Source organism: Variovorax sp. DAIF25 (genome assembly GCF_050711835.1).
Lineage (GTDB): Bacteria > Pseudomonadota > Gammaproteobacteria > Burkholderiales > Burkholderiaceae_C > Variovorax.
Genome location: NZ_CP136636.1, coordinates 2,970,548 through 2,997,530 on the forward strand (window position 1 = coordinate 2,970,548; position 26,983 = coordinate 2,997,530).

The 26,983-nt window shown below is 67.9% G+C and carries 19 protein-coding genes; 10 read left to right on the forward strand and 9 right to left on the reverse strand.

The window, feature by feature from the left end; all coding sequences use genetic code 11:
• Nucleotides 1-42 precede the first annotated feature (42 nt).
• Nucleotides 43-1,131, reverse strand: a complete 1,089-nt coding sequence (locus R0232_RS13715) for a quinone-dependent dihydroorotate dehydrogenase (protein ID WP_431512457.1) — start codon at nt 1,129-1,131, stop codon at nt 43-45.
• Nucleotides 1,132-1,174: 43 nt separating this feature from the next.
• Between R0232_RS13715 and rpiA the strand changes: the two genes are divergently transcribed.
• On the forward strand, nt 1,175-1,891 hold the full coding sequence (gene rpiA, locus R0232_RS13720) for a ribose-5-phosphate isomerase RpiA (protein ID WP_431512458.1): 717 nt from the start codon (nt 1,175-1,177) through the stop codon (nt 1,889-1,891).
• Here the strand turns inward: rpiA and R0232_RS13725 are convergent, their stop codons facing one another.
• The 5 genes from R0232_RS13725 to R0232_RS13745 form a co-directional block, all read right to left on the reverse strand.
• The gene (locus R0232_RS13725; RefSeq protein WP_431512459.1) at nt 1,892-2,542 is read right to left on the reverse strand and encodes a glutaredoxin family protein; all 651 of its coding nucleotides are present in this window, start codon (nt 2,540-2,542) and stop codon (nt 1,892-1,894) included.
• A gap of 30 nt (nt 2,543-2,572) precedes the next feature.
• Entirely contained in the window at nt 2,573-4,630 is a 2,058-nt protein-coding gene (locus R0232_RS13730; RefSeq protein WP_431512460.1) for a M3 family metallopeptidase, read from the reverse strand.
• A 5-nt stretch (nt 4,631-4,635) separates the two neighbouring features.
• Nucleotides 4,636-5,487 (reverse strand): bifunctional methylenetetrahydrofolate dehydrogenase/methenyltetrahydrofolate cyclohydrolase FolD, encoded by an 852-nt coding sequence (folD, locus tag R0232_RS13735; protein WP_296797854.1) that lies wholly within the window; start codon nt 5,485-5,487, stop codon nt 4,636-4,638.
• Between the two features lie 80 nt (nt 5,488-5,567).
• Nucleotides 5,568-6,200 carry a response regulator transcription factor gene (locus R0232_RS13740; protein WP_057593667.1) on the reverse strand — a complete coding sequence of 211 codons (633 nt, stop codon included), beginning with the start codon at nt 6,198-6,200 and terminating at the stop codon, nt 5,568-5,570.
• On the reverse strand, nt 6,197-8,737 hold the full coding sequence (locus R0232_RS13745) for a PAS domain-containing sensor histidine kinase (RefSeq protein WP_431512461.1): 2,541 nt from the start codon (nt 8,735-8,737) through the stop codon (nt 6,197-6,199). Before R0232_RS13745 ends, R0232_RS13740 begins: the two co-directional genes overlap by 4 nt.
• 215 nt (nt 8,738-8,952) lie before the next feature.
• Here R0232_RS13745 and aceE point away from each other — a divergent pair, with 215 nt between their 5' ends.
• The 4 genes from aceE to lpdA are packed head-to-tail and all read left to right on the forward strand — an operon-like array spanning nt 8,953 to nt 15,883.
• Nucleotides 8,953-11,679, forward strand: coding sequence for a pyruvate dehydrogenase (acetyl-transferring), homodimeric type (aceE, locus tag R0232_RS13750; RefSeq protein ID WP_208512224.1), 2,727 nt, complete (start codon nt 8,953-8,955; stop codon nt 11,677-11,679).
• Between the two features lie 49 nt (nt 11,680-11,728).
• Nucleotides 11,729-13,423 (forward strand): dihydrolipoyllysine-residue acetyltransferase, encoded by a 1,695-nt coding sequence (gene aceF, locus R0232_RS13755; RefSeq protein WP_296789029.1) that lies wholly within the window; start codon nt 11,729-11,731, stop codon nt 13,421-13,423.
• Nucleotides 13,424-13,478: 55 nt separating this feature from the next.
• Nucleotides 13,479-14,072 carry an MFS transporter gene (locus R0232_RS13760; RefSeq protein WP_057593671.1) on the forward strand — a complete coding sequence of 198 codons (594 nt, stop codon included), beginning with the start codon at nt 13,479-13,481 and terminating at the stop codon, nt 14,070-14,072.
• Nucleotides 14,069-15,883 (forward strand): dihydrolipoyl dehydrogenase, encoded by a 1,815-nt coding sequence (gene lpdA / locus R0232_RS13765; protein ID WP_431512462.1) that lies wholly within the window; start codon nt 14,069-14,071, stop codon nt 15,881-15,883. Before R0232_RS13760 ends, lpdA begins: the two co-directional genes overlap by 4 nt.
• A gap of 105 nt (nt 15,884-15,988) precedes the next feature.
• Here the strand turns inward: lpdA and R0232_RS13770 are convergent, their stop codons facing one another.
• Complete coding sequence (locus R0232_RS13770; RefSeq protein ID WP_093342645.1) at nt 15,989-16,570, reverse strand: C40 family peptidase; 582 nt, start codon at nt 16,568-16,570, stop codon at nt 15,989-15,991.
• Between the two features lie 282 nt (nt 16,571-16,852).
• Between R0232_RS13770 and R0232_RS13775 the strand changes: the two genes are divergently transcribed.
• Complete coding sequence (locus tag R0232_RS13775; RefSeq protein ID WP_208507793.1) at nt 16,853-17,932, forward strand: PQQ-dependent sugar dehydrogenase; 1,080 nt, start codon at nt 16,853-16,855, stop codon at nt 17,930-17,932.
• Nucleotides 17,933-17,935: 3 nt separating this feature from the next.
• Here the strand turns inward: R0232_RS13775 and R0232_RS13780 are convergent, their stop codons facing one another.
• Both R0232_RS13780 and R0232_RS13785 read right to left on the reverse strand, forming a co-directional pair.
• A complete protein-coding gene (locus R0232_RS13780; RefSeq protein WP_431512463.1) occupies nt 17,936-18,727 on the reverse strand; it encodes an alpha/beta fold hydrolase in 792 nt (263 codons plus the stop codon).
• A gap of 10 nt (nt 18,728-18,737) precedes the next feature.
• The gene (locus R0232_RS13785) at nt 18,738-20,372 is read right to left on the reverse strand and encodes a 4-hydroxyphenylacetate 3-hydroxylase family protein (RefSeq protein ID WP_431512464.1); all 1,635 of its coding nucleotides are present in this window, start codon (nt 20,370-20,372) and stop codon (nt 18,738-18,740) included.
• Between the two features lie 131 nt (nt 20,373-20,503).
• On the opposite strand from R0232_RS13785, the gene R0232_RS13790 reads away from it, so the two are divergent.
• The 4 genes from R0232_RS13790 (at nt 20,504) to R0232_RS13805 (ending at nt 26,977) form a co-directional block, all read left to right on the forward strand.
• The gene (locus R0232_RS13790) at nt 20,504-21,127 is read left to right on the forward strand and encodes a TetR/AcrR family transcriptional regulator (RefSeq protein ID WP_209540735.1); all 624 of its coding nucleotides are present in this window, start codon (nt 20,504-20,506) and stop codon (nt 21,125-21,127) included.
• Between the two features lie 92 nt (nt 21,128-21,219).
• On the forward strand, nt 21,220-21,822 hold the full coding sequence (locus tag R0232_RS13795) for an isochorismatase family protein (RefSeq protein ID WP_093342637.1): 603 nt from the start codon (nt 21,220-21,222) through the stop codon (nt 21,820-21,822).
• A 184-nt stretch (nt 21,823-22,006) separates the two neighbouring features.
• Nucleotides 22,007-23,920 carry a propionate--CoA ligase gene (locus tag R0232_RS13800; RefSeq protein ID WP_431512465.1) on the forward strand — a complete coding sequence of 638 codons (1,914 nt, stop codon included), beginning with the start codon at nt 22,007-22,009 and terminating at the stop codon, nt 23,918-23,920.
• A 180-nt stretch (nt 23,921-24,100) separates the two neighbouring features.
• Nucleotides 24,101-26,977, forward strand: a complete 2,877-nt coding sequence (locus tag R0232_RS13805; protein ID WP_093342634.1) for a 2-oxoglutarate dehydrogenase E1 component — start codon at nt 24,101-24,103, stop codon at nt 26,975-26,977.
• Nucleotides 26,978-26,983: the final 6 nt, after the last annotated feature.

Consider the following 26,983-nt stretch of genomic DNA (forward strand, 5'->3'; position numbering starts at 1 on the left):
CAGCCGGCGAGCCACGCTCGCCAGATATCCCGCTGAAAAAACTCAGGCGCTGCCGCGATCCCGCTGCAGCGCCTGCGCCGTTTCATGGACCAGTGCCGGGCCGCGGTAGATCAGGCCGGTGTAGATCTGCACCACGTCCGCGCCCGCCGCGATCTTGGCCTTGGCATCGGCCGCGCCCAGGATGCCGCCCACGCCGACGATCGGGAAGTCCGCGCCCAATGCGGCGCGCAGCTGGGCGATCACGCGGTTGCTCGATTCGCGCACCGGCGCGCCCGACAGGCCACCGGCTTCCTTCGCATGCTGCAGTCCCTCGACCGCGTCGCGCGCCAGCGTGGTGTTGGTGGCGATCACGCCATCCATGCCGTGGCGGCGCAGCGTGGCGGCGATCACCGCCACCTGGGCCTCGTCGAGGTCGGGCGCGATCTTCACGAACAGCGGCACGCGGCGCGGCGCACCGCCGAGGGGCTGGCGCGCCAGCGTCTCGCGCCGCTCGGCCACGGCGCCCAGCAGCGCGTCGAGCGCTTCGTCGCTCTGCAGGCTGCGCAGGTTGGCGGTGTTGGGGCTCGAGATGTTGATCGTCACGTAGTCGGCATGCGGGTACACGCCGTCGAGGCAGGCGATGTAGTCGTCCACCGCGCGCTCGATCGGCGTGGCGGCGTTCTTGCCGATGTTCAGGCCCAGAAGCATCGGCGTCTTCGCGCGGCCCGCGTTGCGGCGGAAGCGCGCCTTCTGCACGTTGGCCAGGAAGGCGGCCAGCCCGTCGTTGTTGAAGCCGAGCCGGTTGATCAGCGCCTGGCGTTCGGGCAGGCGGAACATGCGCGGGCGCGGATTGCCGGGCTGGCCCTTGGGCGTGACGGTGCCGACCTCGACGAAGCCGAAGCCCATGGCGGCGAAGGCATCGATGCAGCGCGCGTTCTTGTCGAGGCCGGCGGCGAGGCCGACGCGGTTCGGGAACTGCAGGCCGGCCAGGGTGACGGGATCGTCGACGCGCGGCGCCGAATAGGCGCAGGCCAGCGGCGTGTTCTGCGTGCGCGCGAGCCCGTCGAGCGTCAGTTCATGGGCGTGCTCCGGGTCGAAACCGAACAGGAAAGGGCGGGCCAGGCCGTAGAGCGAGGAGGGCAGCAGGGACATCGTCGGATAATTCGGGGCTTCAATGAGCCCAGGATTCTCCGCGATGACCGCACCCCTTCCTTCTTCTTCCGCCGCAGCCGCCACCATCTCCCAGGACGAACTCAAGGCCCAGGTGGGCCGCGCCGCCCTGGCCTACGTGGTGAAGAGCGAGATCGTGGGCGTGGGCACCGGCTCGACGGTCAACAAGTTCATCGACGCGCTGGCCACGATCAAGGACCAGATCCGCGGCGCCGTCTCGAGCTCGATCGCCTCCACCGAGCGCCTGCGGGCGCTGGGCATCCAGGTGTTCGACAGCAACGAGGTCGAGGAGCTGGGCGTCTACATCGACGGCGCCGACGAGATCGACCCGCGGGGTTTCATGGTGAAGGGCGGCGGTGCCGCGCTCACGCGCGAGAAGATCATCGCGGCCCAGTCGCGCCGCTTCGTCTGCATCGCCGATGCCTCGAAGCTGGTCGACACGCTCGGGGCCTTTCCGCTGCCGGTCGAGGTGATCCCGATGGCGGCGCGCCGCGTGATGCGGCAGTTCGCGGCGCTGGGCGGCCAGGCCCAGGTGCGCGAGAAGGACGGGCTGCCGCTGGTCACCGACAACGGCCAGCACATCGTCGACGTGACGGGCCTGAAGATCGCCGATCCGCTGGCCTTCGAATCCGAGGTGAGCCAGTGGCCCGGCGTGGTCACCGTCGGCGTGTTCGCGCACCAGAAGGCGCATGTGTGCCTGCTCGGCACGCCCGAGGGCGTGCGCACGCTGGACTTCGCCTGATCAGAACTTGATGCCGGCCGGGTTTTCCGGCGTCGGGCCGCTCGGCGGTGCCGCGGGCAGTGGTTGCTCGTCGGGCGCCGCGCGCGGGGCGGCGGGTGCGGGCACCGGTGCGCGCGTGACCTGCGCGACCATCGGCTGCGCCGGCGGATTGCGGTAGCCGCTGGGCAGGCCGTTGCTCCTGGGATAGCCGGCCGCGTCGAGGTACTGCGCCCACTGCGTGTCGGAAAAGCCGGGCAGTTGCTGCGTGCCGATGGTCAGCAGCGGCAGCGAGTTCTGGCCGCTGAGCTTCTGCAGCGCCTCCACGTCCTGGTTGCCGTTCACCGTGCGTTCCTGGAACGGGATGCCGCGCGTGGTGAGCAGCGTGCGTGCCATCGCGCAGGGGCTGCAATCGTCGCCGCTGTAGAGCGTGACGGGATAGCGCTGCGCGATCTGGCGCAGCTCGTAGGGCAGGCCCGCGTTGGCGCCCGTGGCGGGCGCCGGCTGCGCATTGGCGGCGGGTTCGGTGCTGGCGGTGGGGGCGCGGTCCGAGAAGGTGACCCGGCCGTTCTTGTCGACCTGCCGGTAGACCGGTTGCGCCATCGCGCCCGCGACGGCGAGCAGGAGGACGAAACCGGTCAGGCGACTTGGTGAGAATTTGTAAATCGGGCGCATGGCCCGAGTATCTCAAGCTTCAGCGCCGCATCAAGCCGGCTGCGGCTCGGCCATGCCCTGGTGTCGCAGCAGCGCATCAAGCTGGGGTTCGCGGCCGCGGAAGGCCTTGAACGATTCCATCGCGCTGCGGCTGCCGCCAGCCTCGAGGATGGCCTGGCGGTACTTGCGGCCGGTCTCGATGCTCGGCTCGCCGTTGGCGCCCACGGTTTCCTCGAAGGCCGCGTAGGCGTCGGCGCTCAGCACCTCGGCCCACTTGTAGCTGTAGTAGCCGGCTGCATAGCCGCCCGAGAAGATGTGGCTGAAGGTGTTCGGCGTGCGGCTGAAGGGCGGCGAGGGCATCACGGCCACCTCGGCGCGCACCTGGGCCAGCAGCGCGAGCACGTCGCCGGGCTTCGCGGCCGCGGCGTGGTACTCGGTGTGCAGCAGCATGTCGAACAGCGAGAACTCGATCTGGCGCAGCGTCTGCAGGCCGCTCTGGAAGTTCTTGGCCGCGGTCATCTTGTCGAACAGCGCGCGCGGCAGCGGCTCGCCGGTGTCGACGTGGGCCGTCATGTGGCTCAGCACGTCCCACTCCCAGCAGAAGTTCTCCATGAACTGGCTCGGCAGCTCGACTGCGTCCCATTCGACGCCGCTGATGCCCGAGACGTCGCGCTCGTTCACCTGCGTGAGCATGTGGTGCAGGCCATGGCCGAACTCGTGGAACAGCGTGGTCACGTCGTCGTGCGTGAGCAGCGGCGGCTTGCCGCCCACGCCCTCGGCGAAATTGCAGACCAGTTGCGCGATCGGCGTCTGCAGCCGGCCGTCGTCGGGCCGCAGCCAGCGGGCGCGCACGTCGTCCATCCAGGCGCCGCCGCGCTTGGCGGCACGCGCGGAGGGGTCGAGATAGAACTGGCCGACCTTCTGGCCGGCGCGCTCGATGCGATAGAACTCGACGCTCGGATGCCAGGTCGGCGCGCTGTCGCGGCGGATCGAGACCTCGAACAGCGTCTCGACGATCTTGAACAGGCCCGCCATCACCTTGGGCGCCGGGAAGTACTGCTTGACCTCCTGCTCGCTGAAGGCGTAGCGCGCTTCCTTGAGCTTCTCGCCGACGTAGCTCCAGTCCCAGGGCTGCGGATCGGCCAGGCCCAGCTGGGTGGACGCGAAAACGCGCAGGTCGGCGAGGTCGCGCTCGCCGTAGGGGCGGGCCTTGGCGGCGAGGTCGCGCAGGAACTTCACCACCTGCTCGGGCGACTCGGCCATCTTCGGCACCACCGAGAGCTCGCCGAAGTTGCGGTAGCCCAGCAGCTTGGCCTCTTCCTCGCGCAGCGCGAGGATCTCGCCGATCAGCGCCGTGTTGTCGAAGGCCGGGTCGCCGAGTTCGCTGGCGCGCGTGACGTAGGCGCGGTAGAGCGTCTCGCGCAGCGCGCTGCTCTTGGCGAACTGCATCACCGGCAGGTAGCAGGGCATCTTGAGCGTGAGCTTGTAGCCATCCTTGGCCTCGGCTTCGGCCGCGGCGCGCGCGGCATTGACCACGTCCTCGGGCACGCCCTCGAGCTCGCCGAACTGCGCGTAGTAGGCGAAGGCATCGGTCGCGTCGAGCGCGTTCTCGCTGAACTTCTGGCTCAGTTCCGCCTGGCGTTCCTGGATCTCGGCGAAGCGCTGCTTGGCCTCGCCCTGCAGCTCGGCGCCGCCGAGCACGAAGTTGCGCACCGCGTTGCGATGCGCCTGGCGCTGCTCGGCATCGAGCGTAGTGACGTCGATCGCCTTGTACTTCGCGTACAGGCGCTCGTCGGAGCCCAGGCGGGTCCAGAACGCGGTGACGCGCGGCATCGCCTCGTTGTAGGCGGCGCGCAGCTCGGGCGTGTCGGCCACGGCGTTGAGATGGCCGACCGCGCTCCAGGCGCGGCTGAAGCGCTCCGAAGCCACGTCGAGCACCTTGGAGATCGCGCTCCAGCTCGCGGGGAAGTCGGGGGCCGTCACCGTCTGCAGCGCGGTCTCGGCATCGGCGAGCAGCACGTCGACCGCGGGGGCGACGTGTTCGGGCCGGATGCGGTCGAACAGCGGGAGGTCGGTGAAATCGAGGAGGGGGTTGTTCGAGGTGGCCATGGTGTTCACTTGGCGACGCGTTCGGCCGCTTCAAGGGTGTTGGCGAGCAGCATGGCGCGCGTCATCGGGCCGACGCCGCCGGGCACCGGCGTGATCCAGCCGGCGACTTCCTTCACGCCGTCGAAGTCGACGTCGCCCGCGAGCTTGCCGTCTTCCTTGCGGTTCATGCCGACGTCGATGACCACCGCGCCGGGCTTGACCATGTCGGCCGTGAGGAGGTTGAGCTTGCCGACGGCCGCGACGATCACGTCGGCCTGGCGAGTGATGGCGCCCAGGTCCTGCGTGGCGCTGTGGCAGATGGTCACGGTGGCGCTCTTGGCCAGCAGCATCATGGCCATCGGCTTGCCGACGATATTGCTGCGGCCGATCACCACCGCGTGCTTGCCGCGCAGGTCGTAGCCGATGGACTCGAGCATCTTCATGCAACCGAAGGGCGTGCAGGGCCAGAAGCCCGGCGCGCCGGTCATCAGCGCACCGGCGCTGGCGACGTGGAAGCCGTCGACGTCCTTCGCGGGCGAGATGGTCTCGATGACCTTCTGGCTGTCCATGTGCTTGGGCAGCGGCAATTGCACCAGGATGCCGTGCACCGCCGGGTCGTCGTTGAGCACGCGGATGCGCGCGAGCAGGTCGGCCTCGCTCAGGTCGGCCGGGTAGGTCTCGAGCGTGGCCGAGAGACCGGTCTGCGTGCTGTCGTTGACCTTGTGCTTGGTATAGACCTGGCTGGCCGGGTCCTCGCCCACGAGGATGATGGAAAGGGCCGGGTTCACGCCGCGGGCCTTGAGCGCCGCGGTGCGGCCGGCGACTTCGGCGCGGATGGTTTTGGCGAGGGCGTTGCCGTCGATCAGTTGGGCGGTCATCGGTTTCGATTTTCCAAGTAAAAACGCCCGCTTGCGCAGGCGTGGGAGTCATGCATCGCTATCGAACAGATAGCCGGCGTCTAGGCCTTGGCAGCGGGCGCCGCCTGTCCGAGCGCGATCTTCAGCAGATCGGCCACGGTGTTGGCGTTGAGCTTCTCCATGATGTTGGCGCGATGCGCCTCGACGGTCTTGATGCTGATGCCGAGGTCGTCGGCGATCTGCTTGTTGAGGCGGCCGGCGACGATGCGCTCGAGCACCTGCGCCTCGCGGCCCGTGAGCTTGGACAGCAGCGCATCGCGGCTGGCCGACTGCTGGTGCTGCGTGAAGGCGCCGCGCGCGTGTTCGAGCATGCGCTCGACCAGCGCGACGAGTTCCTCGTCGTTGAAGGGCTTCTGGATGAAATCCATCGCGCCCTTCTTCATGCTGTCGACGGCCATCGGCACGTCGCCGTGGCCGGTGATGACCACGATCGGCAGCGGCGAGCGGCGCTCGATCAACCGGTCCTGCAGCTCCAGACCCGTCATGCCACCCATGCGGATGTCGACGATCAGGCAGGCCACCTCGCGGGGGTCGTAGCGGGAGAGGAAGGATTCGGCGGAATCGAAACAGCGGACCCGGTAGTCCTTGCCTTCGAGCAGCCATTGGAGCGAATCGCGTACCGCTTCGTCGTCATCGACGACATACACAGTGCCCTTTTTCGGAATCAAACTCATGCAGGTACCTTTACCTCGTCACTTGCTAGGGAACTGATAGCGTCCAACACCGGAATCCAGAAGGAAAAACGGCATCCGATCACATCCGGGCCATTGTAGATGTTCTCCGCCTGCATCCGGCCGCGGTGCGACTCGACGATGGTGCGGCACAGGTTCAGCCCGATGCCCATGCCCTCGGGCTTGGTCGAGAAGAAGGCCTCGTAGAGCCGGTCCATGACCTCGGGCGCGAGGCCCTTGCCGGTGTCCTGCACCGAGAACTCGATCGCGTTGTGGCCCTCGATCACCTTCGGCAGCACGCGCAGTTCGACGCTGCGCCGCGCCAGCGGGCGCTCGGCGAGGTCGATCGACTCGGCCGCGTTCTTCAGCAGATTGACCATCACCTGCTCGATCAGGATCGGGTCGACGCGCACCATCGGCAACCGCGCGGCCACGTAGTGGTTCAGGCGCACGTTGCGCCGGCGCAGCTCGATGCCGGCCAGCTCGACCGCCTCGCTGACCATGGTCGCCACGTCGGCCGGCGTGCGGTTGGGTTCGCTGCGCTTCACGAAGGAACGGATGCGCTGGATGATCTGGCCCGCGCGCTGGGCCTGCTTCGAGGTCTTCTCGAGCGCGGCCAGCAGCGCATCGTTGTCGATCGACTGGCTCTTGATGCGCGACATCATCCCGTTGCAGTAGTTGCTGATCGCGGTCAGCGGCTGGTTGAGCTCGTGCGCCACGCTCGAGGCCATCTCGCCCATGGTGATCAGCCGGCTCGCGGACTGCGCGCGGTCGGCCTGCGCGGCCGCCTGTTCCTCGGCATCGCGGCGCGGCGTGATGTCGGTGGCGATCACCAGTTGCGCCAGGCGCCCGTCGACCCAGGTCAGGTAGCGCGAGCGCACCTCGAGCCACTTGCCGAGCTCGGGCACGAAGATCTCGTTGTTGGCCGCTTGCGCCGCCGTCAGCGTGTCGATCGGCAGGCCGGCGTAGGGGTCGACGTCGTCCAGACCTTCGTCGTGCGCGTTCGAGGCCGGCACGCCGGCCTGCGCCACCATGCCCAGGTGGCCGACGGTGTCGGAGCCGAACCACAGGCGGTAGAGCTTGTTGGCGAACAGCAGCTCCTCGCTGCCGATCGGCGCCACCGACACCGCGGCGTCGAGCGCCTCGAGCACGGTGGTGAAGCGCTCGTACGAGGCCGAGAGCTGCTCGCGAATCCGGGTGGGCTCGGTGATGTCGGTCATCGAGGTCATCCAGCCGGTCTGGTGGCCGCGCGCGTCGATCAGGGGCGAGACGTACAACCGCGCGTCGAACACGCTGCCGTTCTTGCGCTTCACGCGCACCTGGAAGCCGCCGGGCAGGGCGCGGCCGTGCAGTTCCTCCTCGAGCCGCTCGTTCATGATCTCGCGGTCGGACTCGAGCCAGTAGGGGAAGGGCGGTGTCTGGCCGACCAGCTCCTCCTCGGCCCAGCCGGTCATCGCGCAGAAGGCGGCGTTGACGTAGGTGATGCGGCCCTGCAGGTCGAGCACCCGCATGCCGGTCAGCATCGAGTTCTCCATCGCGCGGCGGAAGTTGGTCTCGGCCACCAGCCGCTGCTGCGCCTGCAGCCTGCGGCGCGTGTGGCGCCAGGTGCCGATCAGCATCCAGCTGGTGAGCACGCTGAGCGCGCAGACCAGCCAGAACAGCCCGTTGCCGACCACGCCCTGCGAGGTGCGGTAGGCCTGGGCACGCAGCACCAGCGCGTTGCCCACGGGCGAGACCGGCACCTCGTATTCGTTGGTGCGTTCGCTCCAGGGCAGGAGGCGCGCGCCGGTCTCGCGCAGGTTGGCGGTGTTGCCCGCGATCACCTTGCCCTTGGCGTCGAGCAGCGACACCGCATAGCGCGCCTGCACCTCGGACGGCATGCCGTAGCGCAGCAGGCCGTCGACCGAGAACTCGCCGAGCACCACGCCCGCGAACAGGCCCTGGTCGAACAGCGGGATGTGCAGCTGCAGCATGGCCGGCGGATCGCCGCCGGCCGAGGGCTGGGAGAACACCGGCTGGCGCAGCTCGCGCGCCAGCGCGTAGTTGCTCTCGATGTCGCCGGGGCGCAGCACGTCGCCGATCAGGTGCTGCTGCGCCGGATGCACGCTGGGCGCGGCATAGCCGGCCTTGAAGCGGCGACGGTCGTCGATCCACGTGATGGTCTGCAGCTCGGGGAACTGGCTGACCAGCGATTCGGCGCGGCTGGTGAACTCGATCGGGTCGATCTCGCGGTTGGAGGCATCGCGCGCGATGCGCATCAGTTGCTCCTGGCGTTCCAGCAACCGCAGCCGCAGGCGCTGCTGGGCGTACTCGACGTCGCGGCGCACCGATTCCTGCTCGCGCTCGACCTCCTCGGTGCGCAGGTACCAGAAGGCGGTGACGATCGCCGCGAGGAACAGCAGCACGGCGGCCATCGGGGCCAGCATCGCGACGGCGTCCTGCAGCACCGGGGTCTGGCGGCGCCACCAGCGGCGCCACCACGACAGCGGCGAGGCGTTGACGGCACTGCGGGCCACGGCCAGCGGGGAGGAAAAAGGCATTGCGGGAGTTTATTAGGTGGCGGGCTTCCCAAGGCCCGGGTTATCGACGGTGGCACTGGTCCCGGCACGGTCTAGGGCCGGCTGAAAATCGTCAAAATGTCACATTAAGAAATCTATACGCACTATTTGAAATCTCATTATTTCTGTGCGACACTCCGCGCGCTCACACGCAGAGCGCCTAAATTACGCCCACAGCCCCAAAAGGAGAGACAAGCATGTCGGCAAATCCCGAGAAGCAATTCGGCCCGGCCGCGAACGACGCGGATTCCCAGGAAACGCGCGAGTGGATGGATGCCCTGTCCGCCGTGATCCAGAGCGAGGGCCCCGAGCGTGCGCACTTCCTGCTCGAACAGCTTCTGGAACACGCCCGCCAGAACACGGTCGACATGCCGTTCTCTGCCAACACGGGCTATGTCAACACCATCGAAACCTCGCAGGAAGCCCGCAGCCCCGGCAACCTCGAGATCGAACAGCGCCTGCGCGCCTACATGCGCTGGAACGCGATGGCGATGGTGGTCAAGGCCAACCGGCACCACCCGGCCGAAGGCGGCGACCTCGGCGGCCACATCGGCTCCTTCGCCTCGCTGGCCAGCATGTTCGGCGCCGGCTTCAACCATTTCTGGCACGCCGAGAGCGAAAACCACGGCGGCGACCTGCTCTACATCCAGGGCCACGTCTCGCCCGGCATCTATGCCCGCGCCTACCTCGAAGGCCGCCTGACCGAGGAGCAACTGCTCAACTTCCGCCAGGAAGTCGACGGCAAGGGCCTGTCGAGCTACCCGCACCCCAAGCTGATGCCCGAGTTCTGGCAGTTCCCCACGGTGTCGATGGGCCTGGGCCCGCTGATGGCGATCTACCAGGCACGCTTCCTCAAGTACCTGCATGCCCGCGGCATCGCCAACACCGAGAACCGCAAGGTCTGGGTCTTCTGCGGCGACGGCGAGATGGACGAGGTCGAATCGCTGGGCGCGATCGGCCTGGCGGCGCGCGAGAACCTCGACAACCTGATCTTCGTCATCAACTGCAACCTGCAGCGCCTCGACGGCCCGGTGCGCGGCAACGGCAAGATCATCCAGGAGCTCGAAGGCGAGTTCCGCGGCGCCAACTGGAACGTGGTCAAGCTGATCTGGGGCAAGGGCTGGGACGCGCTGCTCGAGAAGGACCATGACGGCGCGCTGCGCAAGATCATGATGGAGTGCAACGACGGCGACTACCAGTCGTTCAAGGCCAACGACGGCGCCTATGTGCGCAAGAACTTCTTCGGCCGCGATCCGCGCACCTTGAAGATGGTCGAGCACCTGAGCGACGACGAGGTCTGGAACCTGCAGCGCGGCGGCCACGACTCGCAGAAGGTCTACGCGGCCTTCCACTCGGCCCAGAACCACAAGGGCCAGCCCACGGTGCTGCTCGTCAAGACCGTCAAGGGCTTCGGCATGGGCAAGATCGGCGAGGGCAAGAACACGGTCCACCAGACCAAGAAGCTCAACGACGACGACATCCGCGCCTTCCGCGACCGCTTCAACATCCCGATCCCCGACAGCCAGATCGCCGAGCTGCCGTTCTACAAGCCGGCCGACGACACGCCGGAAATGCGCTACCTGCACGAGCGTCGCAAGGCGCTGGGCGGCTACCTGCCGCACCGCCGCGTCAAGGCCGAGGAGAGCTTCACCGTGCCCGCGCTCGACACCTTCAAGGCGGTGCTCGAACCCACCGCCGAAGGCCGCGAGATCTCGACCACGCAGGCCTACGTGCGCTTCCTCACGCAGCTGCTGCGCGACCAGGCCCTGGGCCCGCGCGTGGTGCCGATCCTCGTGGACGAGGCGCGCACCTTCGGCATGGAAGGCCTTTTCCGCCAGATCGGCATCTACAACCCGCACGGTCAGCAGTACACCCCGGTCGACAAGGACCAGGTCATGTACTACAAGGAAGACAAGGCCGGCCAGATCCTGCAGGAAGGCATCAACGAGGCCGGCGGCATGTCGAGCTGGATCGCGGCGGCGACCTCGTACAGCACGAACAACCGCATCATGGTGCCGTTCTACGTGTACTACTCGATGTTCGGCTTCCAGCGCATCGGCGACCTGGCCTGGGCGGCCGGCGACATGCAGGCGCGCGGCTTCCTGCTCGGCGGCACCTCGGGACGCACCACGCTGAACGGCGAAGGCCTGCAGCACGAGGACGGCCACAGCCACATCCTGGCCAACACCATCCCGAACTGCGTGAGCTACGACCCGACCTTCGCGCACGAGGTCGGCGTGATCCTGCACCATGGCTTGAAGCGCATGGTCGAGAAGCAGGACAACGTCTACTACTACATCACGCTGCTCAACGAGAACTACCCGATGCCCGGCCTGCAGCCCGGCACCGAGGAACAGATCATCAAGGGCATGTACCTGACGCGTCAGGGCCCGGCGATCAAGGCGGCCAAGGGCAAGGAAGCGCCGACCGTGCAACTGCTCGGCAGCGGCACCATCCTGCGCGAGAGCTTCTTCGCGCAGGAGCTGCTCGAACAGGACTGGGGCGTCTCGGCATCGGTGTGGAGCTGCCCGAGCTTCAACGAGCTGACGCGCGACGGCCAGGACGCCGACCGCTGGAACCTGCTGCACCCGACCGAGGAGGCGCGCGTGCCCTTCGTGGCGCAGCAGCTCGCAGCGAGCACCGGCCCGGTGGTCGCCTCGACCGACTACATGAAGGCCTACGCCGAGCAGATCCGTCCCTTCATCCCCAAGGGCCGCAACTACAAGGTGCTGGGCACCGACGGCTTCGGCCGCAGCGACTTCCGCAACAAGCTGCGCGAGCACTTCGAGGTCAACCGCCACTACATCGTGGTGGCCGCGCTCAAGGCCCTGGCCGAGGACGGCGTGCTGCCGGCCGCCAAGGTGGCCGAGGCGATCAAGAAGTACGGCATCAATGCCGACAAGGTGAACCCGCTCTACGCGTAATCACGATTCCCCACAACCAGGACGCGCCTTCCGGCGGGAGACAAACGATATGGCAGCAGTGGAAGTCAAGGTACCCGACATCGGCGATTTCGATGAAGTCGCGGTGATCGAGGTGTTGGTGAAAGTGGGCGACACGGTCAAGCCCGAGCAGTCGCTCATCACCGTGGAGTCGGACAAGGCCTCGATGGAGATTCCGTCGTCGTCCGCCGGCGTGGTCAAGGAACTCAAGGTCGAGGTCGGCAGCAAGGTGAAGGAAGGTTCGGTGGTGCTGGTGCTCGAGGCCGAAGGGGCCGGCCAGGCCGCCGCGCCGGCGCCCGCGGCCAGTGCTCCGGCACCCGCGGCCAGCGCGCCGGCACCGGCCGCTGCGGCACCCGCACCCGCTGCGGCGGCTGCACCGACCGCCGCCGCCGCCGGCCCGGTCGACGTGAAGGTGCCCGACATCGGTGACTTCAAGGACGTCGCGGTGATCGAGGTGCTGGTCAAGCCCGGCGACACCATCAAGGTCGAGCAGTCGCTGATCACGGTCGAATCGGACAAGGCCTCGATGGAGATCCCGTCGTCGGCCGCCGGCACGCTCAAGGAACTCAAGGTCAAGGTCGGCGACGTCGTCAACATCGGCGACCTGATCGCGGTGATCGAAGGCGCTGCCCCCGCTGCAGGCGCCGCACCCGCACCGGCGCCGGCTCCCGCGGCTGCAGCCGCCGCTGCGCCCGCTACCGCGTCGGCCTCCGCGCCCGCACCGGCTCCGGCTGCTCCCGCGCCGGCTGCCGCCGCGCCGCACGATCCGACCAAGAGCCCGTCGGCCGGCCTGCCGCACGCCTCGCCCTCGGTGCGCAAGTTCGCGCGCGAGCTCGGCGTGCCGCTCGAGGAGGTCAAGGGTTCCGGTCCCAAGGGCCGCATCACGCAGGAAGACGTCCAGGGCTTCACCAAGGCCGTGATGAGCGGCCAGGCCACCACCAAGGCTTCCGCCGCGGCCAAGCCCGCGGCCGGTGGCGGTGCCGACGGCGCCGCGCTGGGCCTGCTGCCCTGGCCTAAGGTCGACTTCACGAAGTTCGGCACGGTCGAGCGCAAGGACCTGTCGCGCATCAAGAAGATCAGCGGCGCGAACCTGCACCGCAACTGGGTGATGATCCCGCACGTCACGAACAACGACGATGCCGACATCACCGAGCTCGAAGCCTTCCGCGTTGCCACCAACAAGGAGAACGAGAAGTCGGGCGTGAAGGTCACGATGCTGGCCTTCGTGATCAAGGCAGTGGTCTCGGCGCTCAAGAAGTTCCCCGAGTTCAACACCAGCCTCGACGGGGACACGCTGGTCTACAAGCAGTACTTCCACATCGGCTTCGCGGCCGACACGCCCAATGGCCTGGTGGTGCCCGTGCTGCGCGATGCCGACAAGAAGGGCATCCTGCAGATCAGCCAGGAGATGGGCGAGCTCGCCAAGAAGGCGCGCGACGGCAAGCTCGGCGCGGCCGACATGCAGGGCGGCTGCTTCTCGATCAGCTCGCTCGGGGGCATCGGCGGCACGCACTTCACGCCGATCATCAATGCTCCCGAAGTGGCCATCCTCGGCCTCTCGAAGAGCGCGATGAAGCCGGTGTGGGACGGCAAGCAGTTCGTGCCGCGCCTGACGCTGCCGCTGTCGCTGTCCTACGACCACCGCGTCATCGACGGTGCCTCGGCGGCGCGTTTCAACGCCTACCTGGGGCAGGTGCTCGCCGACTTCCGCCGCGTGCTGCTATGAGCGCCCAGGCTGCTTCGGCGGCCTCGGCGCCCCTGGCGAACCGGCGCGAGGCTCCATGACCACGGTCGTGGCCGTCCGCAAGAACGGCCAGGTCGCCATGGCGGCCGACGCGCTCGTGACCTTCGGGGACACGCGGCTCACGCACCGGCAGGAGGCGAACCAGAAGATCTTCTCGATCGAGGACGCCGCCGGCCACAGCCTGTTCGCGATGGCCGGCGCCGCGGCGCACTTCCTGGTGCTGCAGCATGCGCTGGCCGCGCAGCCGCGCGAGTCGCTGCTGTTCGGCAGCAAGCACGAGGTGTTCCGCACCTTCACGATGCTGCATCCGGTGCTCAAGAGCTCGTTCTTCATGGAGACCAAGGAAGACGACCACGAGCCCTACGAGTCGAGCCAGTTCACGATGCTGCTGGCCAACGCGAGCGGAATCTACGGCATCTACAGCTACCGCGAGGTGTTCGAGTTCAAGCAGTTCTGGAGCATCGGCTCGGGACGCAGCTTCGCGCTCGGCGCCATGCATGCGGTGTACGACCAGAAGTCGCGCTCGGCGCGCGACGTGGCGGAGGCGGGGATCGCCGCCGCCTGCGAATTCGATCGCAATTCGGCCGGACCGGTCGACTCTCTCACACTCAAACTGAAAGTGTCCAAATGAGCGAACAACAAATCAAGGTGCCCGACATCGGCGACTTCGACGAAGTGGCGGTGATCGAGGTGCTGGTGAAGGTGGGCGACACGGTGAAGGCCGAGCAATCGCTGATCACGGTCGAATCGGACAAGGCCTCGATGGAGATTCCGTCGTCCGCGGCCGGCGTGGTGAAGTCGCTGGCGGTGAAGGTGGGCGACAAGGTCAAGGAAGGCTCGGTGGTGCTGACGCTGGAGGCGGATGCCGCCGCCGCGCCTGCGCCGGCTGCATCGGCCCCGGCGCCTGCCGCCGCGGCGCCCGCGCCCAAGGCCGCGGCGCCCGCACCGGTCGCGGCGCCCGCGGCTTCCAGCTATGCCGGCAAGGTCGACCTCGAATGCGACGTCATCGTGCTCGGCGCCGGCCCCGGCGGCTACTCGGCCGCCTTCCGCGCCGCCGACCTCGGCCTGAAGGTCGTGCTGATCGAGCGCTACGCCACCCTCGGCGGCGTCTGCCTCAACGTCGGCTGCATCCCCTCGAAGGCGCTGCTGCACGTGGCCTCGGTGATGGACGAGGTCAAGCACTTCGCCGACCTCGGCGTGAGCTTCGCCGCGCCCACGGTCGACCGCGCCAAGCTGCTGGGCCACAAGAACAAGGTGGTGAGCAAGCTCACGGGCGGCCTCACGGCCATGGCCAAGATGCGCAAGGTCGCGGTGCTGCGCGGCGTCGGCAACTTCGTCGACCCGCATCACATCGAGGTCGAGGAGACCTCGGGCACTGGCTGGGACACCACCGGCAGCAAGCAGACCGTGAAGTTCCGCAGCGCAATCATCGCCGCCGGCTCGCAGGCCGTGAGCCTGCCCTTCATGCCGAAGGACCCGCGCGTGGTCGACTCCACCGGCGCGCTCGAGCTCGGCACCGATCCCAAGCGCATGCTGATCCTGGGCGGCGGCATCATCGGCCTCGAGATGGGCACGGTGTATTCCTCGCTCGGCGCGCGCCTCGACGTGGTCGAGATGCTCGACGGCCTGATGCAGGGCGCCGACCGCGACCTGGTGAAGGTCTGGCAGAAGATGAACGCGCCGCGCTTCGACAACCTCATGCTCAAGACCAAGACGGTCGGCGCCGAGGCCACGAAGGAGGGCATCAAGGTCACCTTCGAGGGCGAGAACGCGCCCAAGGAACCGCAGGTCTACGACCTGGTGCTGCAGGCCGTGGGCCGCAGCCCCAACGGCAAGAAGATCGGCGCCGAGAAGGCCGGCGTGGCCGTCGGCGAGCGCGGCTTCATCCCGGTCGACATCCAGATGCGCACCAACGTGCCGCACATCTTCGCCATCGGCGACATCGTCGGCCAGCCGATGCTGGCCCACAAGGCGGTGCACGAGGCGCACGTGGCGGCCGAGGTGATCGCGGGCGAGCTCAAGGGTGACAAGGAACTGGCGAGCGCGGCCTTCAATGCCCGCGTGATCCCGAGCGTGGCCTACACCGACCCCGAGGTGGCGTGGGTGGGCCTCACCGAGGACCAGGCCAAGGCCGAGGGCGTGAAGGTCAAGAAGGGCCTGTTCCCCTGGACCGCCTCGGGCCGCGCCATTGCCAACGGCCGCGACGAGGGCTTCACCAAGCTGCTGTTCGACGCCGAGACGCACCGCATCCTCGGCGGCGGCATCGTCGGCACCCATGCCGGCGACATGATCGGCGAGATCGCGCTGGCCATCGAGATGGGCGCCGACGAGATCGACATCGGCAAGACCATCCATCCGCATCCCACGCTGGGCGAGAGCATCGGCATGGCGGCGGAAGTGGCGCACGGCACCTGCACCGATCTGCCGCCGCAAAAGCGCTGAACGATCGGAGGCCGCCTCGCGGCCTTCGCCCCAAACAAAAAATCCCGCGGCTGCGGGATTTTTTTCGTCCCGGCCCCAGTGCGAAGTGGGCCGAAGGAGGGGAATTCAGTCGCCGGTGCGGGCCGACGCCGCAGCGGCGCGGATCTCGTCGTTCGATCCGCCGCCGAGCACGCGGCGGGCGCCGTCGAAGCGGCGGCTCCAGTAGCTGCCGTTCATGTCTTCCACGCGCACCTGGGCGCCCGAGCGCGGCGAGTGGATGAACTTGCCTTCGCCGACGTAGATGCCGACATGGCTGAAGGCGCGGCGCATGGTGTTGAAGAACACGAGGTCGCCGGGCTTGAGTTCGCTGCGGTCGATCTTCTCGGTGGCGGCGGCCTGTTCTTCCGCGCGGCGCGGCAGCATGTGGCCGACCGTCTGGTTGTACATGGCGCGCACGAAGCCGCTGCAATCGAAGCCGGTGTCTTCCGAATTACCGCCGCGGCGGTACGGAACACCGAGGAAACCGATGGCAGTCATCACGAGGTCGGAGGTGCGCTCCGTGACGGTCTGGCGGACTTGCCTCAGTTGCCCCACCAGGCCCTTTTCGGCCAGCAGTTGGCCGACTTCGTCGGACCGGTCCGGTGGTTGGGGAGCTGCGTGGGCAGCGACGGCAATCAGGAGGGACGCGGGTAGGACGAAAAAACGCATGGCGCGTAGGATATTGATGACGGCGGGCACTGTCAATTTGATCTGAATTAGAGATTGTGCCGCCAACCCGTTGATTTACTTGAAAAATTTGAATCATCGGACAACTAAAATGTAACGGCCGACCGGTGATGCCGGATAAACAGTTCGGCCTCCAAGACCCTTCGAAGTCGACAACTGTCTTCATGTGGGTTTGAAAAACCGCCAAGATCATTCGTTTTGCGGGGAAAACACATGAAATCGCTGTCAGAGACTTCCCGGCGCGTCCTCGGCCGTGTTTTCGTCATGTCGGGTTTGATCTTTGGCGCGGCCGCCATGGCGCAGGGGCGATCTGAGACGGTGGCCTCGGGGCTCGAGAGCCCCTGGGGCGTGGGCTTCCTGCCGGGCGATCGTTTCGTGGTGACCGAGAAGCCGGGACGCATCCGCATCGTGGCGAAGGACGGCAAGCCGGGCGCGCCGCTGGCGGGCCTGCCGCCCATTGCGGCGGGCGGGCAGGGCGGCCTGCTCGACGTGCTCGTCGACACGGACTTCCGCAGCAACCGCACGCTGTACTTCTGCTTCTCGGAGCCCGATGCCGGCGGCAGCGCCAACAGCACGGCGCTCGCGCGGGCGCGGCTGTCGTCCGACGACACGCGGCTCGAGAACCTGCAGATCATCTTCAGCCAGAAGCCCAAGGTCGCGAGCCGCGCCCACTTTGGCTGCCGCATCGTCGACGGCGGCGACGGCACGCTCTACCTCACGCTCGGCGACCGCTTCAGCCGCAAGGAAGACGCGCAGCGGCTCGACAACCATCTCGGCAAGATCGTGCGCATCCGCAAGGACGGCAGCGTGCCCGACGACAACCCCTTCGCCGGCCGGCCCGGTCCGCTGCCCGAGATCTGGAGCTACGGCCACCGCAACGGCCAGGGCGCCACGCTCGGGCCCGACGGCCGCCTGTGGATGACCGAGCACGGCCCGCAGGGCGGCGACGAGATCAACGTCGTGCAGGCCGGCCGCAACTACGGCTGGCCCGTCATCACCTACGGCGAGAACTACGGCGGCGGCAAGATCGGCGACGGCATCACGGCCAAGGAGGGCATGGAGCAGCCGCTGCACTACTGGGTGCCGTCGATCGCGACCTCGGGCATGGCCTTCCTGACCAGCGACCGCTATGGCGCCGCGTGGAAGGGCAATCTCTTCGTCGGCTCGCTGAAGTTCGGCTACCTCGACCGCATCGAACTCAAGAACGGCAAGGTGGTGGCCGAGCACAAGCTGCTCGAGGACGGACGCGCGCGCATCCGCGACGTGAAGCAGGGGCCCGACGGCCTGCTCTACGTGCTGACCGACGAGTCGAACGGCAAGCTGCTGCGGTTGCGGCCGAACTGAGCGTCAGCCGGGGCAGCCGGGCAGCGACAGCGTCGGCAGCATCCGCTGCCACAGGCGCCGCCATTCGGGCCAGTCGTGGCCGCCCTCGGTGGTGAAGACGCGCGGCGCCGGCAGCACGCCGGCCAGCAGCCGGTGGCTGAAGGCGAAGCGGTCGTCGAGGCCATAGCCCAGGTACAGCGGCGGGCGTGCGCCTGCCGTCTGCGTGTGGCCCGCGTAGCCGCGCAACCATTGCCACAGCTGGGTTTCGTTCGGCGTGCGCGGGGGCGCGGTGGCCGTGTCGAGCGGCCCGTTCCATTTCGCGAGTCCGCCCGCGTTGGCGATGTCGGTGCTCAGCGTGCGTTCGCCCAGGTAGGGCGCGATCGCCACCACGCCGGCCAGCTCGCCCGGATGCGTCTGCGCATAGAGCAGGCCGCCGAAGCCGCCGAGCGAGATGCCGACGATCCAGATCTGGCGGTAGCCCTGGCGCCGCGCGGGTGCGATGACGTCGGCGTTCAGCCGCTCGAGCACGGTCCTGTCGTTGTAGTAGCCCAGGTGCGCGTCGACCAGCATCACGTCGACCGCGAGCCGGTTCTCGCGCACCGCCTCGACGAAGCCTTCGCGCTCGAATTCGTCGGGCGTCGAATAGGCGCCCGGCAGCATCACGAGCAGGGTGTCGGCCTGCCGCGTGCAGCGCTGGGTCTCTAGCACGTTCGCCAGCGGCACGGTGCTCTTGCGCACGCCGCCGCAGCCGGCCAGCAGCAGCGCGGCGCCCACGCCGAGGGCCGCGAGGCAGAGCCGCTTCGTCAGGACTTTCATCCCGCCGAGTCTAGGCGGCGCGATGAGGCTTGGGCAGTTCGACCATCACCGGCTGCCCGGGCGTCGTGCAGCCCGTGTCGCAGCACTTGCCGGGCTGGCGGTTGCGCGTGATCGCGCGCTGCGGATCGTGCGGCGCGGCCGCGGGCGAGCCGTCGGCGGCGATGCCGCGCTCGAGCAGCCGCTCGACCAGCTCCACCTTCGAGCCCACCGGGTAGTGGCGCCAGATCTCCTGCTTCATCGCCGCCGGCGAGCCACCGCCATGCAGGCTGATCACGCTGTACCAGCCGCCCTGGTAGCCGGCCGTCAGGTCCTCGATGAAGCGGGCCGCCTCGATGCGTTGTTCGTAAGGCACGGCCGGATTGGCGCGCAGCACGTCCGACAGCCGCGCCGCGGTCTCGGGGTTGTGGTCCTCGTCGGGGCCGGGCAGGGTGACGATAAGGCCGCCGCTCACGGTGTGGGCGATGCGGTGCATGTCGTAGATCTTGGTTGCCAGCAGCAGCTTGCCGATGTTGCTGAACACCGGGTCGGGCATGAAGACCGGGCAGTGCTCGTCGGCCTTGCCGTAGACGCTGGCCGCCACGCCGCAGGCGAAGAAGCCCTCGGTGATGCTGATGAGCTCGACCATCTGCTCGCGCAGATGGCTCTCCTTGCCCGGGTCGAAGCCGTTGGCCTCGCACATCAGCGCGCCGGCACCGATCAGCAGGTCGCCGAAGCCCGCGCGCGCGCCGATGCAGCTGTGGCGGTGGTGGGTGGCGTAGCTGTAGGTGAGGTGGCCCGAATGTTCCCAACTGCCGTCGGAGCCGTCGTAGAACACGCGCTCCCAGGGCACCAGCACCCGGTCGAAGATGCACACGCCGGTGCTCTGGCCGTACTTGCGGCTGAACAGGGCGTCGCCATGCTCGAGCTTCTCGCCGGGTCGCCCGGCCGGGCGCGCCACGATGGTCAGGCCCGGCGCGTCGAGCGGCACCGCGCAGCAGACGGCGAAGTCGGCGTCCTCGCGGCCCATGTTGCGGCAGGGCATGACAAGCAGCTCGTGCACGTAGGGCGCGCCGGTCACGATGGCCTTGGTGCCCGAGATCACGATGCCGCGCGCGTTGCGTTCCACCACGTGCACATAGCTGTCGACGTTGGCCTGCTCGTGCGGCCGGCGGCTGCGGTCGCCCTTGGCGTCGGTCATGGCCACGCCCAGGGTCAGGTCCTGGTCCTGGACGCGGTGCAGGTATTCATGAAAGCGCGCCGTGTGCTCGCCGCCGCCGCGCGCGTCGTCGATGCGCGCCGACACCTGGGCGATCGCGTTGAGCGCGTCGTGCGTGAGGTAGCGCTGCGCGCAGCCGGTTTCCTGGCACACCAGCCGCACCGCCTCGAGCTTGTTGAGCAGGTCGCCGGCGCTGGTGTTGATGTGCGAGAGCCGGTTCACGCGCTTGCCGCTGGTGTGCTGCACCGCGGTCATCAGCGGTTCGTACTGCGCCTTCAGCGCATGGTCGTAGGTCAGGGTGATGGCGTTGATGCCGGGGCGGAACGCGGGCTCGTCGGCCACGCTCTCGACCCGCCGGCCGTCGACGTAGACGACGGGCTTGTAGCGGCGCAGCGATTCGCGGTAGTCGGCGCCGGACATCAGCGCGGCCGAGGGGAGCGGGGCGTTCATCGTGGGTGTCTCCGGTGGTTGTCGTGCAGGCCGGAACGGGCCGGCTTCGTGAAATTTAAACACTGTTCAAAAAATTGATCAACCGTTAAGAAAAATGAGCAACACTTAAAAGAAGGGCTACAGTCCAGCCCATGCAGGCCAAGCTCCAACGACGACAGACCCTGAGCGACGCGCGCCGCGCGCTGGTGCTCGACGCGGCGCGGGCCGTGTTCTCCGAGGCCGGCATCGAGGGCGCGAGCATTCGCGAGATCGCGCGCCGCGCCGGCTACACGCCCGGCGCCATCTATTCGTACTTCGAGAGCAAGGAGGCGATCTACGCCGCGCTGCTCGACGAATCGCTGCTGCGCCTGTGCACCGCGGTGGCCGAGGCCGAGGCCTTCGCGGACCGGCCCGCGCTGACATTGGCGTCCAAGGCGCGGGCCTGGTTCGGCTTCTACGCGGCCCATCCGCGCGAGCTCGACCTCGGCTTCTACCTGGTGCACGGCATGAGGCCGCGCGGCCTGACCAGCGAGCTCGATCACGCACTCAACGACCAGTTGAAGGAGGCCCTGAACCCCTGCGAGGAAGCGCTGCGCGCCATGGGCCTCGATGCCGCCGACGCGCTGCGCGAGAACACCGCGCTGTTCGCGCACGGCGTGGGCCTGCTGCTGATGCGGCACACCGGGCGCATCCGCATGTTCGGGCAGTCGGCCGATGCGCTGTTCGAGGCCTACATCGGGCAGCTCGTGGCCCGCGTCGGGGCGCCGGCCGCCTGAGCCGGTCCGCGCGCCGGTGCTTTGGTGTTAGTTTCCAGGGTTTCGGGCGCACGGCCGCCCCGCAACCCTCGTCAGAAGAAAGAACCCCGCCCATGCTGCTCGACGCATCCCAATCCCAACTCGTGCTGGTCGACTATCAGGCTCGACTGATGCCGGCGATCTTCGAGTCGGAGGCGGTGGCGCAGAACGCGGTCCGCCTCGGCAAGATGGCCCGGCTGTTCGACGTGCCCGTCTTCGGAACCGAGCACAACCCGTCCAAGCTCGGCGAGAACCTGCCCGACATCCGCGCGCTGTGCCGCCGCACGCTGCCGAAGATGCACTTCAGTGGCGTCGAGGAAGGCCTGGGCGAATGGCTGCGCGTGCCGGCCAAGGCGCCGCAGGGCAATGCGCGCAGCCTGCCCAAGCACCTGCAGAAGCCAGCCGCGGCCGCCGAGGAGCGCAACACCATCGTCATCGCCGGCTGCGAAGCCCATGTCTGCCTGCTGCAGACGGCGCTCGACCTGCTGGAGGACGAGTTCGAGGTCTGGGTCGTCACCGATGCCTGCGGTTCGCGCACCGAGCGCAACCGCGACGCCGCCTTCGACCGCCTGGCCGGCGCGGGCGCCGAGCTGGTGACGACGGAGATGGTCGGCTTCGAATGGCTGCGCACGGCCGAGCATCCGGCCTTTCCGGAGCTGCTCGCGCTGGTGCGCTGAGAGGGCGGGGCGCCCGCCACCCCCGCCACTAGAGAGGCCGCTCGCCGGCCGACCCCGGTCTCATCCGCTTGTGGCGCGTGTCAGCCTGCTGCAAGATCGGTCTCCATAATTATGAATTCAGTTTTGGCGTCGCCCTTTGCCGAGCGGTGCCGGACCGATTTCCCAAGATCAGGAGACAACACCGATGAGCCGCTACGAAGAATTCCACCGCCAGTCCATCGACGCGCCCGAGGCCTTCTGGGCCGAGCAGGCCCGGCTCATCGACTGGCAGAGCCCGCCGCAGCAGATCCTCGACGCCAGCCAGCCGCCGTTCGCGCGCTGGTTCGTCGGCGGCACCACCAACCTGTGCCACAACGCCGTCGACCGCCACCTCGCCGAGCGCGGCGACCAGCCGGCGCTGATCTTCGTCTCGACCGAGACCGGCACCGAGAAGAGCTACAGCTTCCGCGAGCTGCATGCCGAGGTGCAGCGCACCGCCGCCAGCCTGATCGACCTGGGCGTGGGCCGTGGCGACCGCGTGCTGATCTACATGCCGATGATTCCCGAGGCCGCGTTCGCGATGCTGGCCTGCGCGCGCATCGGCGCCATCCACTGCGTGGTGTTCGGCGGTTTCGCCAGCGGCTCGCTGGCCACGCGCATCGAGGACGCCGAGCCCAAGGTGGTCGTGAGCGCCGACGCCGGCTCGCGCGGCGGCAAGGTGATCGCGTACAAGCCGTTGCTCGACGAGGCGATCCGCCTGTCGAAGCACAAGCCCGACGCGGTGCTGCTGACTGACCGCGGCCTGGCCCCCATGGCGCTGGTGGCGGGGCGCGACCATCTGGCGAGCGAACTGCGGCAAAAGCACCTCGACGCGCAGGTGCCCTGCACCTGGCTCGAGTCGACCGAGATCAGCTACACCATCTACACGAGCGGCACCACCGGCAAGCCCAAGGGCGTGCAGCGCGACGTGGGCGGTTACGCGGTGGCGCTGGCCGCGAGCATGAAGCACATCTTCGACGGCCGGCCCGGCGAGACCTACTTTTCCACCAGCGACATCGGATGGGTCGTGGGCCACAGCTACATCGTCTACGGCCCGCTGATCGCCGGCATGGCGACGGTGATGTACGAGGGCCTGCCCACGCAGGGGCTCGACGGCCAGCCCGACGGCGGCATCTGGTGGCGGCTGGTCGAGAAGTACAAGGTGACGGTGATGTTCAGCGCGCCGACCGCGGTGCGCGTGCTCAAGAAGCAGGACCCGGCGCTGCTCAAGAAATATGACCTGTCCACCTTGCGCGCGCTGTTCCTGGCCGGCGAGCCGCTCGACGAGCCCACGGGCCGCTGGATCGCCGAGGGCCTGGGCGTGCCGATCATCGACAACTACTGGCAGACCGAATCGGGCTGGCCGATCATCACCATCGCCAACGGCATCGAGAAGAAGCCCAGCAAGTTCGGCAGCCCCGGCGTGCCGATGTACGGCTACAAGGTGAAGATCCTGCACGAGTCGACCGGCGAGGAACTCACGGCGCCGAACGAGAAGGGCGTGGTCGTCGTCGAGGGGCCGACGCCGCCGGGCTTCATGCAGACCATCTGGAAGGACGACGCGCGCTTCGTCAACACCTACTGGAAGAGCGTGCCCGGCAAGATGGTCTATTCGACCTTCGACTGGGGCATCCGCGACGAGGACGGCTATTTCTACATCCTCGGGCGCACCGACGACGTGATCAACGTGGCCGGCCACCGGCTCGGCACGCGCGAGATCGAGGAAAGCATCTCGGGCCACGCGGGCGTGGCCGAAGTGGCGGTGGTGGGCGTGGCCGATGCGCTCAAGGGCCAGGTCGCGATAGCCTTCGTGGTGCCCAAGGACGGGCAGGCCGTGAGCGACGACGCCGTGGCGCTGAAGCTCGAGGGCGAGATCATGAAGACCGTGGCCGACCAGCTGGGCGCGCTGGCCCGGCCGGCGCGGGTGCGCTTCGTGGGCGGGCTGCCCAAGACCCGCAGCGGCAAATTGCTGCGCCGCGCCATCCAGGCGGTCTGCGAGGGCCGCGATCCGGGCGACCTGACGACCATCGACGACCCCGCCACGCTGCAGCAGATCAAACTGTTACTGACCCGGGGCTGATCTCTTCCCGATGGGGGGTTGTGCATCCCCTTCGAACCGTCATATGGTTGGCGTGGCACAATCGCCCGGTACTCAGGCCCTTCCCAGCCACAGTCGCATCCGCCAATCGGTTCAGCCGTGTCGCGGAAGGTTTCTTAAACCAGCTCGTGCTTCCCACAGGGAAGCGAAGGTCAGCGCAATATGAGCGATTCATCGACTCCATCGGTGTATGCCGCCTACCAAGGCAACACCTATCTCTTCGGCGGCAACGCGCCCTATGTCGAGGAGATGTACGAAAACTACCTCGCCAACCCCGGCAGCGTGCCCGACAACTGGCGCACCTACTTCGACGCGCTGCAGCACGTCCCCGCCGCCGACGGCACCAACACCCGCGACGTTCCGCACCAGCCGGTCATCAACGCTTTTGCCGAACTGGCGAAGCAGGGCACGACCAAGGTCGTGCAGGCCAGCGGCGCCGACTCCGAACTCGGCCGCAAGCGCACCGCCGTCCAGCAGCTGATCGCCGCCTACCGCAACGTCGGCGCCCGCTGGGCCGACCTCGATCCGCTCAAGCGCGCCGAGCGTCCCGCCATTCCCGAACTCGAGCCCTCGTTCTACGGCTTCACCGACGCCGACCTCGAGACGGTGTTCAACACCAGCAACACCTTCTTCGGCAAGGACACCATGTCCTTGCGCGACCTGCTCAACGCACTGCGCGAAACGTACTGCGGCACCATGGGTGCCGAGTACATGTACACCACCGACCAGAACCACAAGCGCTGGTGGCAGCAGCGGCTCGAAAGCGCCCGCACCAACCCCAAGCTCAGCGCCGAGCAGAAGAAGCACGTGCTCAACCGCCTGACCGCGGCCGAGGGCCTCGAGCGCTTCCTGCACACCAAGTACGTCGGCCAGAAGCGCTTCTCGCTCGAAGGCGGCGAAAGCTTCATCGTCTCGATGGACGAGCTGATCAACCAGGCCGGCGCCAAGGGCGTGCAGGAAATCGTGATCGGCATGGCCCACCGCGGCCGCCTCAACGTGCTGGTCAACTCGCTCGGCAAGATGCCGGCCGACCTGTTCGCCGAGTTCGACCACACCGCGCCTGAAGACCTGCCCAGCGGCGACGTCAAGTACCACCAGGGCTTCAGCTCGGACGTGACCACCCCCGGCGGCCCGGTCCACCTGAGCCTCGCGTTCAACCCCTCGCACCTCGAGATCGTGAATCCCGTGGTCGAAGGCTCGGTGCGCGCGCGCATGGACCGCCGCGCCGACCCGCTGGGCAAGCAGGTGCTGCCCGTGATCGTGCACGGCGACGCCGCCTTCGCGGGCCAGGGCGTCGTGATGGAAACGCTGGCGCTGGCCGAGACCCGTGGCTACTCCACGGGCGGCACGGTGCACATCGTCATCAACAACCAGATCGGCTTCACCACCAGCGACCCGCGCGACAGCCGCTCGACGCTGTATTGCACCGACATCGTCAAGATGATCGAGGCGCCGGTGCTGCACGTGAACGGCGACGATCCCGAAGCCGTGGTGCTCGCCACCCAGATCGCGCTGGACTTCCGCATGGAATTCCAGAAGGACGTGGTCGTGGACATCATCTGCTTCCGCAAGCTGGGCCACAACGAGCAGGACACCCCCTCGCTGACCCAGCCGCTGATGTACAAGAAGATCGCCCAGCATCCCGGCACGCGCAAGCTGTACGCCGACAAGCTGGCCGCGCAGGGCCTGGGCGACACGCTCGGCGACGACATGGTCAAGGCGCAGCGCGCCGCCTTCGACGAAGGCAAGAACACCGTCGACCCGGTGCTGACCAACTTCAAGAGCAAGTACGCCGTCGACTGGAGCCCGTATCTCAACAAGAAGTGGACCGACGCCGGCGACACCGCGATTCCCTCGAGCGAGTGGAAGCGCCTGGCCGAGAAGATCACCACCGTGCCGCAAGGCTTCACGGTGCATCCGCTGGTCAAGAAGGTGCTCGACGACCGCGCCGCCATGGGCCGCGGCGACGTGAACGTCGACTGGGGCATGGGCGAGCACATGGCCTTCGCCTCGCTGGTGGCCAGCGGCTACCCGGTGCGCCTGTCGGGCGAGGACTCGGGCCGCGGCACGTTCACGCACCGCCACGCCGTGCTGCACGACCAGAACCGCGAGAAGTTCGACGAGGGCACCTACACGCCGTTGCAGAACGTGGCCGACAACCAGGCCCCGTTCGTCGTGATCGACTCGATCCTGTCGGAAGAAGCGGTGCTCGCGTTCGAATACGGCTACGCCTCGAACGACCCGAACACGCTGGTGATCTGGGAAGCCCAGTTCGGCGACTTCGTGAACGGCGCGCAGGTGGTGATCGACCAGTTCATCGCCTCGGGCGAAGTCAAGTGGGGCCGCGTCAACGGCCTCACGATGATGCTGCCGCACGGCTACGAAGGCCAGGGTCCCGAGCACAGCTCGGCGCGCCTCGAGCGCTTCATGCAGCTGAGCGCCGACACCAACATGCAGGTGGTGCAGCCGACCACGGCCAGCCAGATCTTCCACGTGCTGCGCCGCCAGATGGTGCGCAACCTGCGCAAGCCGCTGATCATCCTCACGCCCAAGTCGCTGCTGCGCAACAAGGACGCGACCTCGCCGCTGGCCGAGTTCACCAAGGGCAGCTTCCAGACCATCATTCCGGAAAGCAAGGCGCTCAAGGCCGAGAAGGTCAAGCGCCTGGTCGCCTGCTCGGGCAAGGTCTACTACGACCTTGCCAAGAAGCGCGAGGAACGCGGCGACGACGACGTGGCGATCATCCGCGTCGAACAGCTCTATCCGTTCCCGCACAAGGCCTTCGCGGCCGAGATCAAGAAGTACCCGAACCTCGTCGACGTGGTGTGGTGCCAGGACGAACCGCAGAACCAGGGCGCCTGGTTCTTCGTGCAGCACTACATCCACGAGAACATGCAGGAAGGCCAGAAGCTCGGCTACGCCGGCCGCGCGGCCTCGGCCTCGCCGGCCGTCGGCTACTCGCACCTGCACCAGGAACAGCAGAAGGCACTGGTCGATGCCGCCTTCGCCAAGCTCAAGGGCTTCGTGCTGACCAAGTAATAGAAC

Coding starts and splice junctions, on each gene's coding strand:
- R0232_RS13790 (WP_209540735.1), top strand. CDS start 20,504: ATGCAGGCCAAGCTCCAACGACGACAGACCCTGAGCGACGCGCGCCGC.
- R0232_RS13795 (WP_093342637.1), top strand. CDS start 21,220: ATGCTGCTCGACGCATCCCAATCCCAACTCGTGCTGGTCGACTATCAG.
- R0232_RS13715 (WP_431512457.1), bottom strand. CDS start 1,131: ATGTCCCTGCTGCCCTCCTCGCTCTACGGCCTGGCCCGCCCTTTCCTG.
- R0232_RS13740 (WP_057593667.1), bottom strand. CDS start 6,200: ATGAGTTTGATTCCGAAAAAGGGCACTGTGTATGTCGTCGATGACGAC.
- R0232_RS13780 (WP_431512463.1), bottom strand. CDS start 18,727: ATGAAAGTCCTGACGAAGCGGCTCTGCCTCGCGGCCCTCGGCGTGGGC.
- R0232_RS13805 (WP_093342634.1), top strand. CDS start 24,101: ATGAGCGATTCATCGACTCCATCGGTGTATGCCGCCTACCAAGGCAAC.
- rpiA (WP_431512458.1), top strand. CDS start 1,175: ATGACCGCACCCCTTCCTTCTTCTTCCGCCGCAGCCGCCACCATCTCC.
- R0232_RS13730 (WP_431512460.1), bottom strand. CDS start 4,630: ATGGCCACCTCGAACAACCCCCTCCTCGATTTCACCGACCTCCCGCTG.
- R0232_RS13775 (WP_208507793.1), top strand. CDS start 16,853: ATGTCGGGTTTGATCTTTGGCGCGGCCGCCATGGCGCAGGGGCGATCT.
- R0232_RS13725 (WP_431512459.1), bottom strand. CDS start 2,542: ATGCGCCCGATTTACAAATTCTCACCAAGTCGCCTGACCGGTTTCGTC.
- lpdA (WP_431512462.1), top strand. CDS start 14,069: ATGAGCGAACAACAAATCAAGGTGCCCGACATCGGCGACTTCGACGAA.
- folD (WP_296797854.1), bottom strand. CDS start 5,487: ATGACCGCCCAACTGATCGACGGCAACGCCCTCGCCAAAACCATCCGC.
- R0232_RS13785 (WP_431512464.1), bottom strand. CDS start 20,372: ATGAACGCCCCGCTCCCCTCGGCCGCGCTGATGTCCGGCGCCGACTAC.
- R0232_RS13770 (WP_093342645.1), bottom strand. CDS start 16,570: ATGCGTTTTTTCGTCCTACCCGCGTCCCTCCTGATTGCCGTCGCTGCC.
- aceE (WP_208512224.1), top strand. CDS start 8,953: ATGTCGGCAAATCCCGAGAAGCAATTCGGCCCGGCCGCGAACGACGCG.
- R0232_RS13800 (WP_431512465.1), top strand. CDS start 22,007: ATGAGCCGCTACGAAGAATTCCACCGCCAGTCCATCGACGCGCCCGAG.
- aceF (WP_296789029.1), top strand. CDS start 11,729: ATGGCAGCAGTGGAAGTCAAGGTACCCGACATCGGCGATTTCGATGAA.
- R0232_RS13760 (WP_057593671.1), top strand. CDS start 13,479: ATGACCACGGTCGTGGCCGTCCGCAAGAACGGCCAGGTCGCCATGGCG.
- R0232_RS13745 (WP_431512461.1), bottom strand. CDS start 8,737: ATGCCTTTTTCCTCCCCGCTGGCCGTGGCCCGCAGTGCCGTCAACGCC.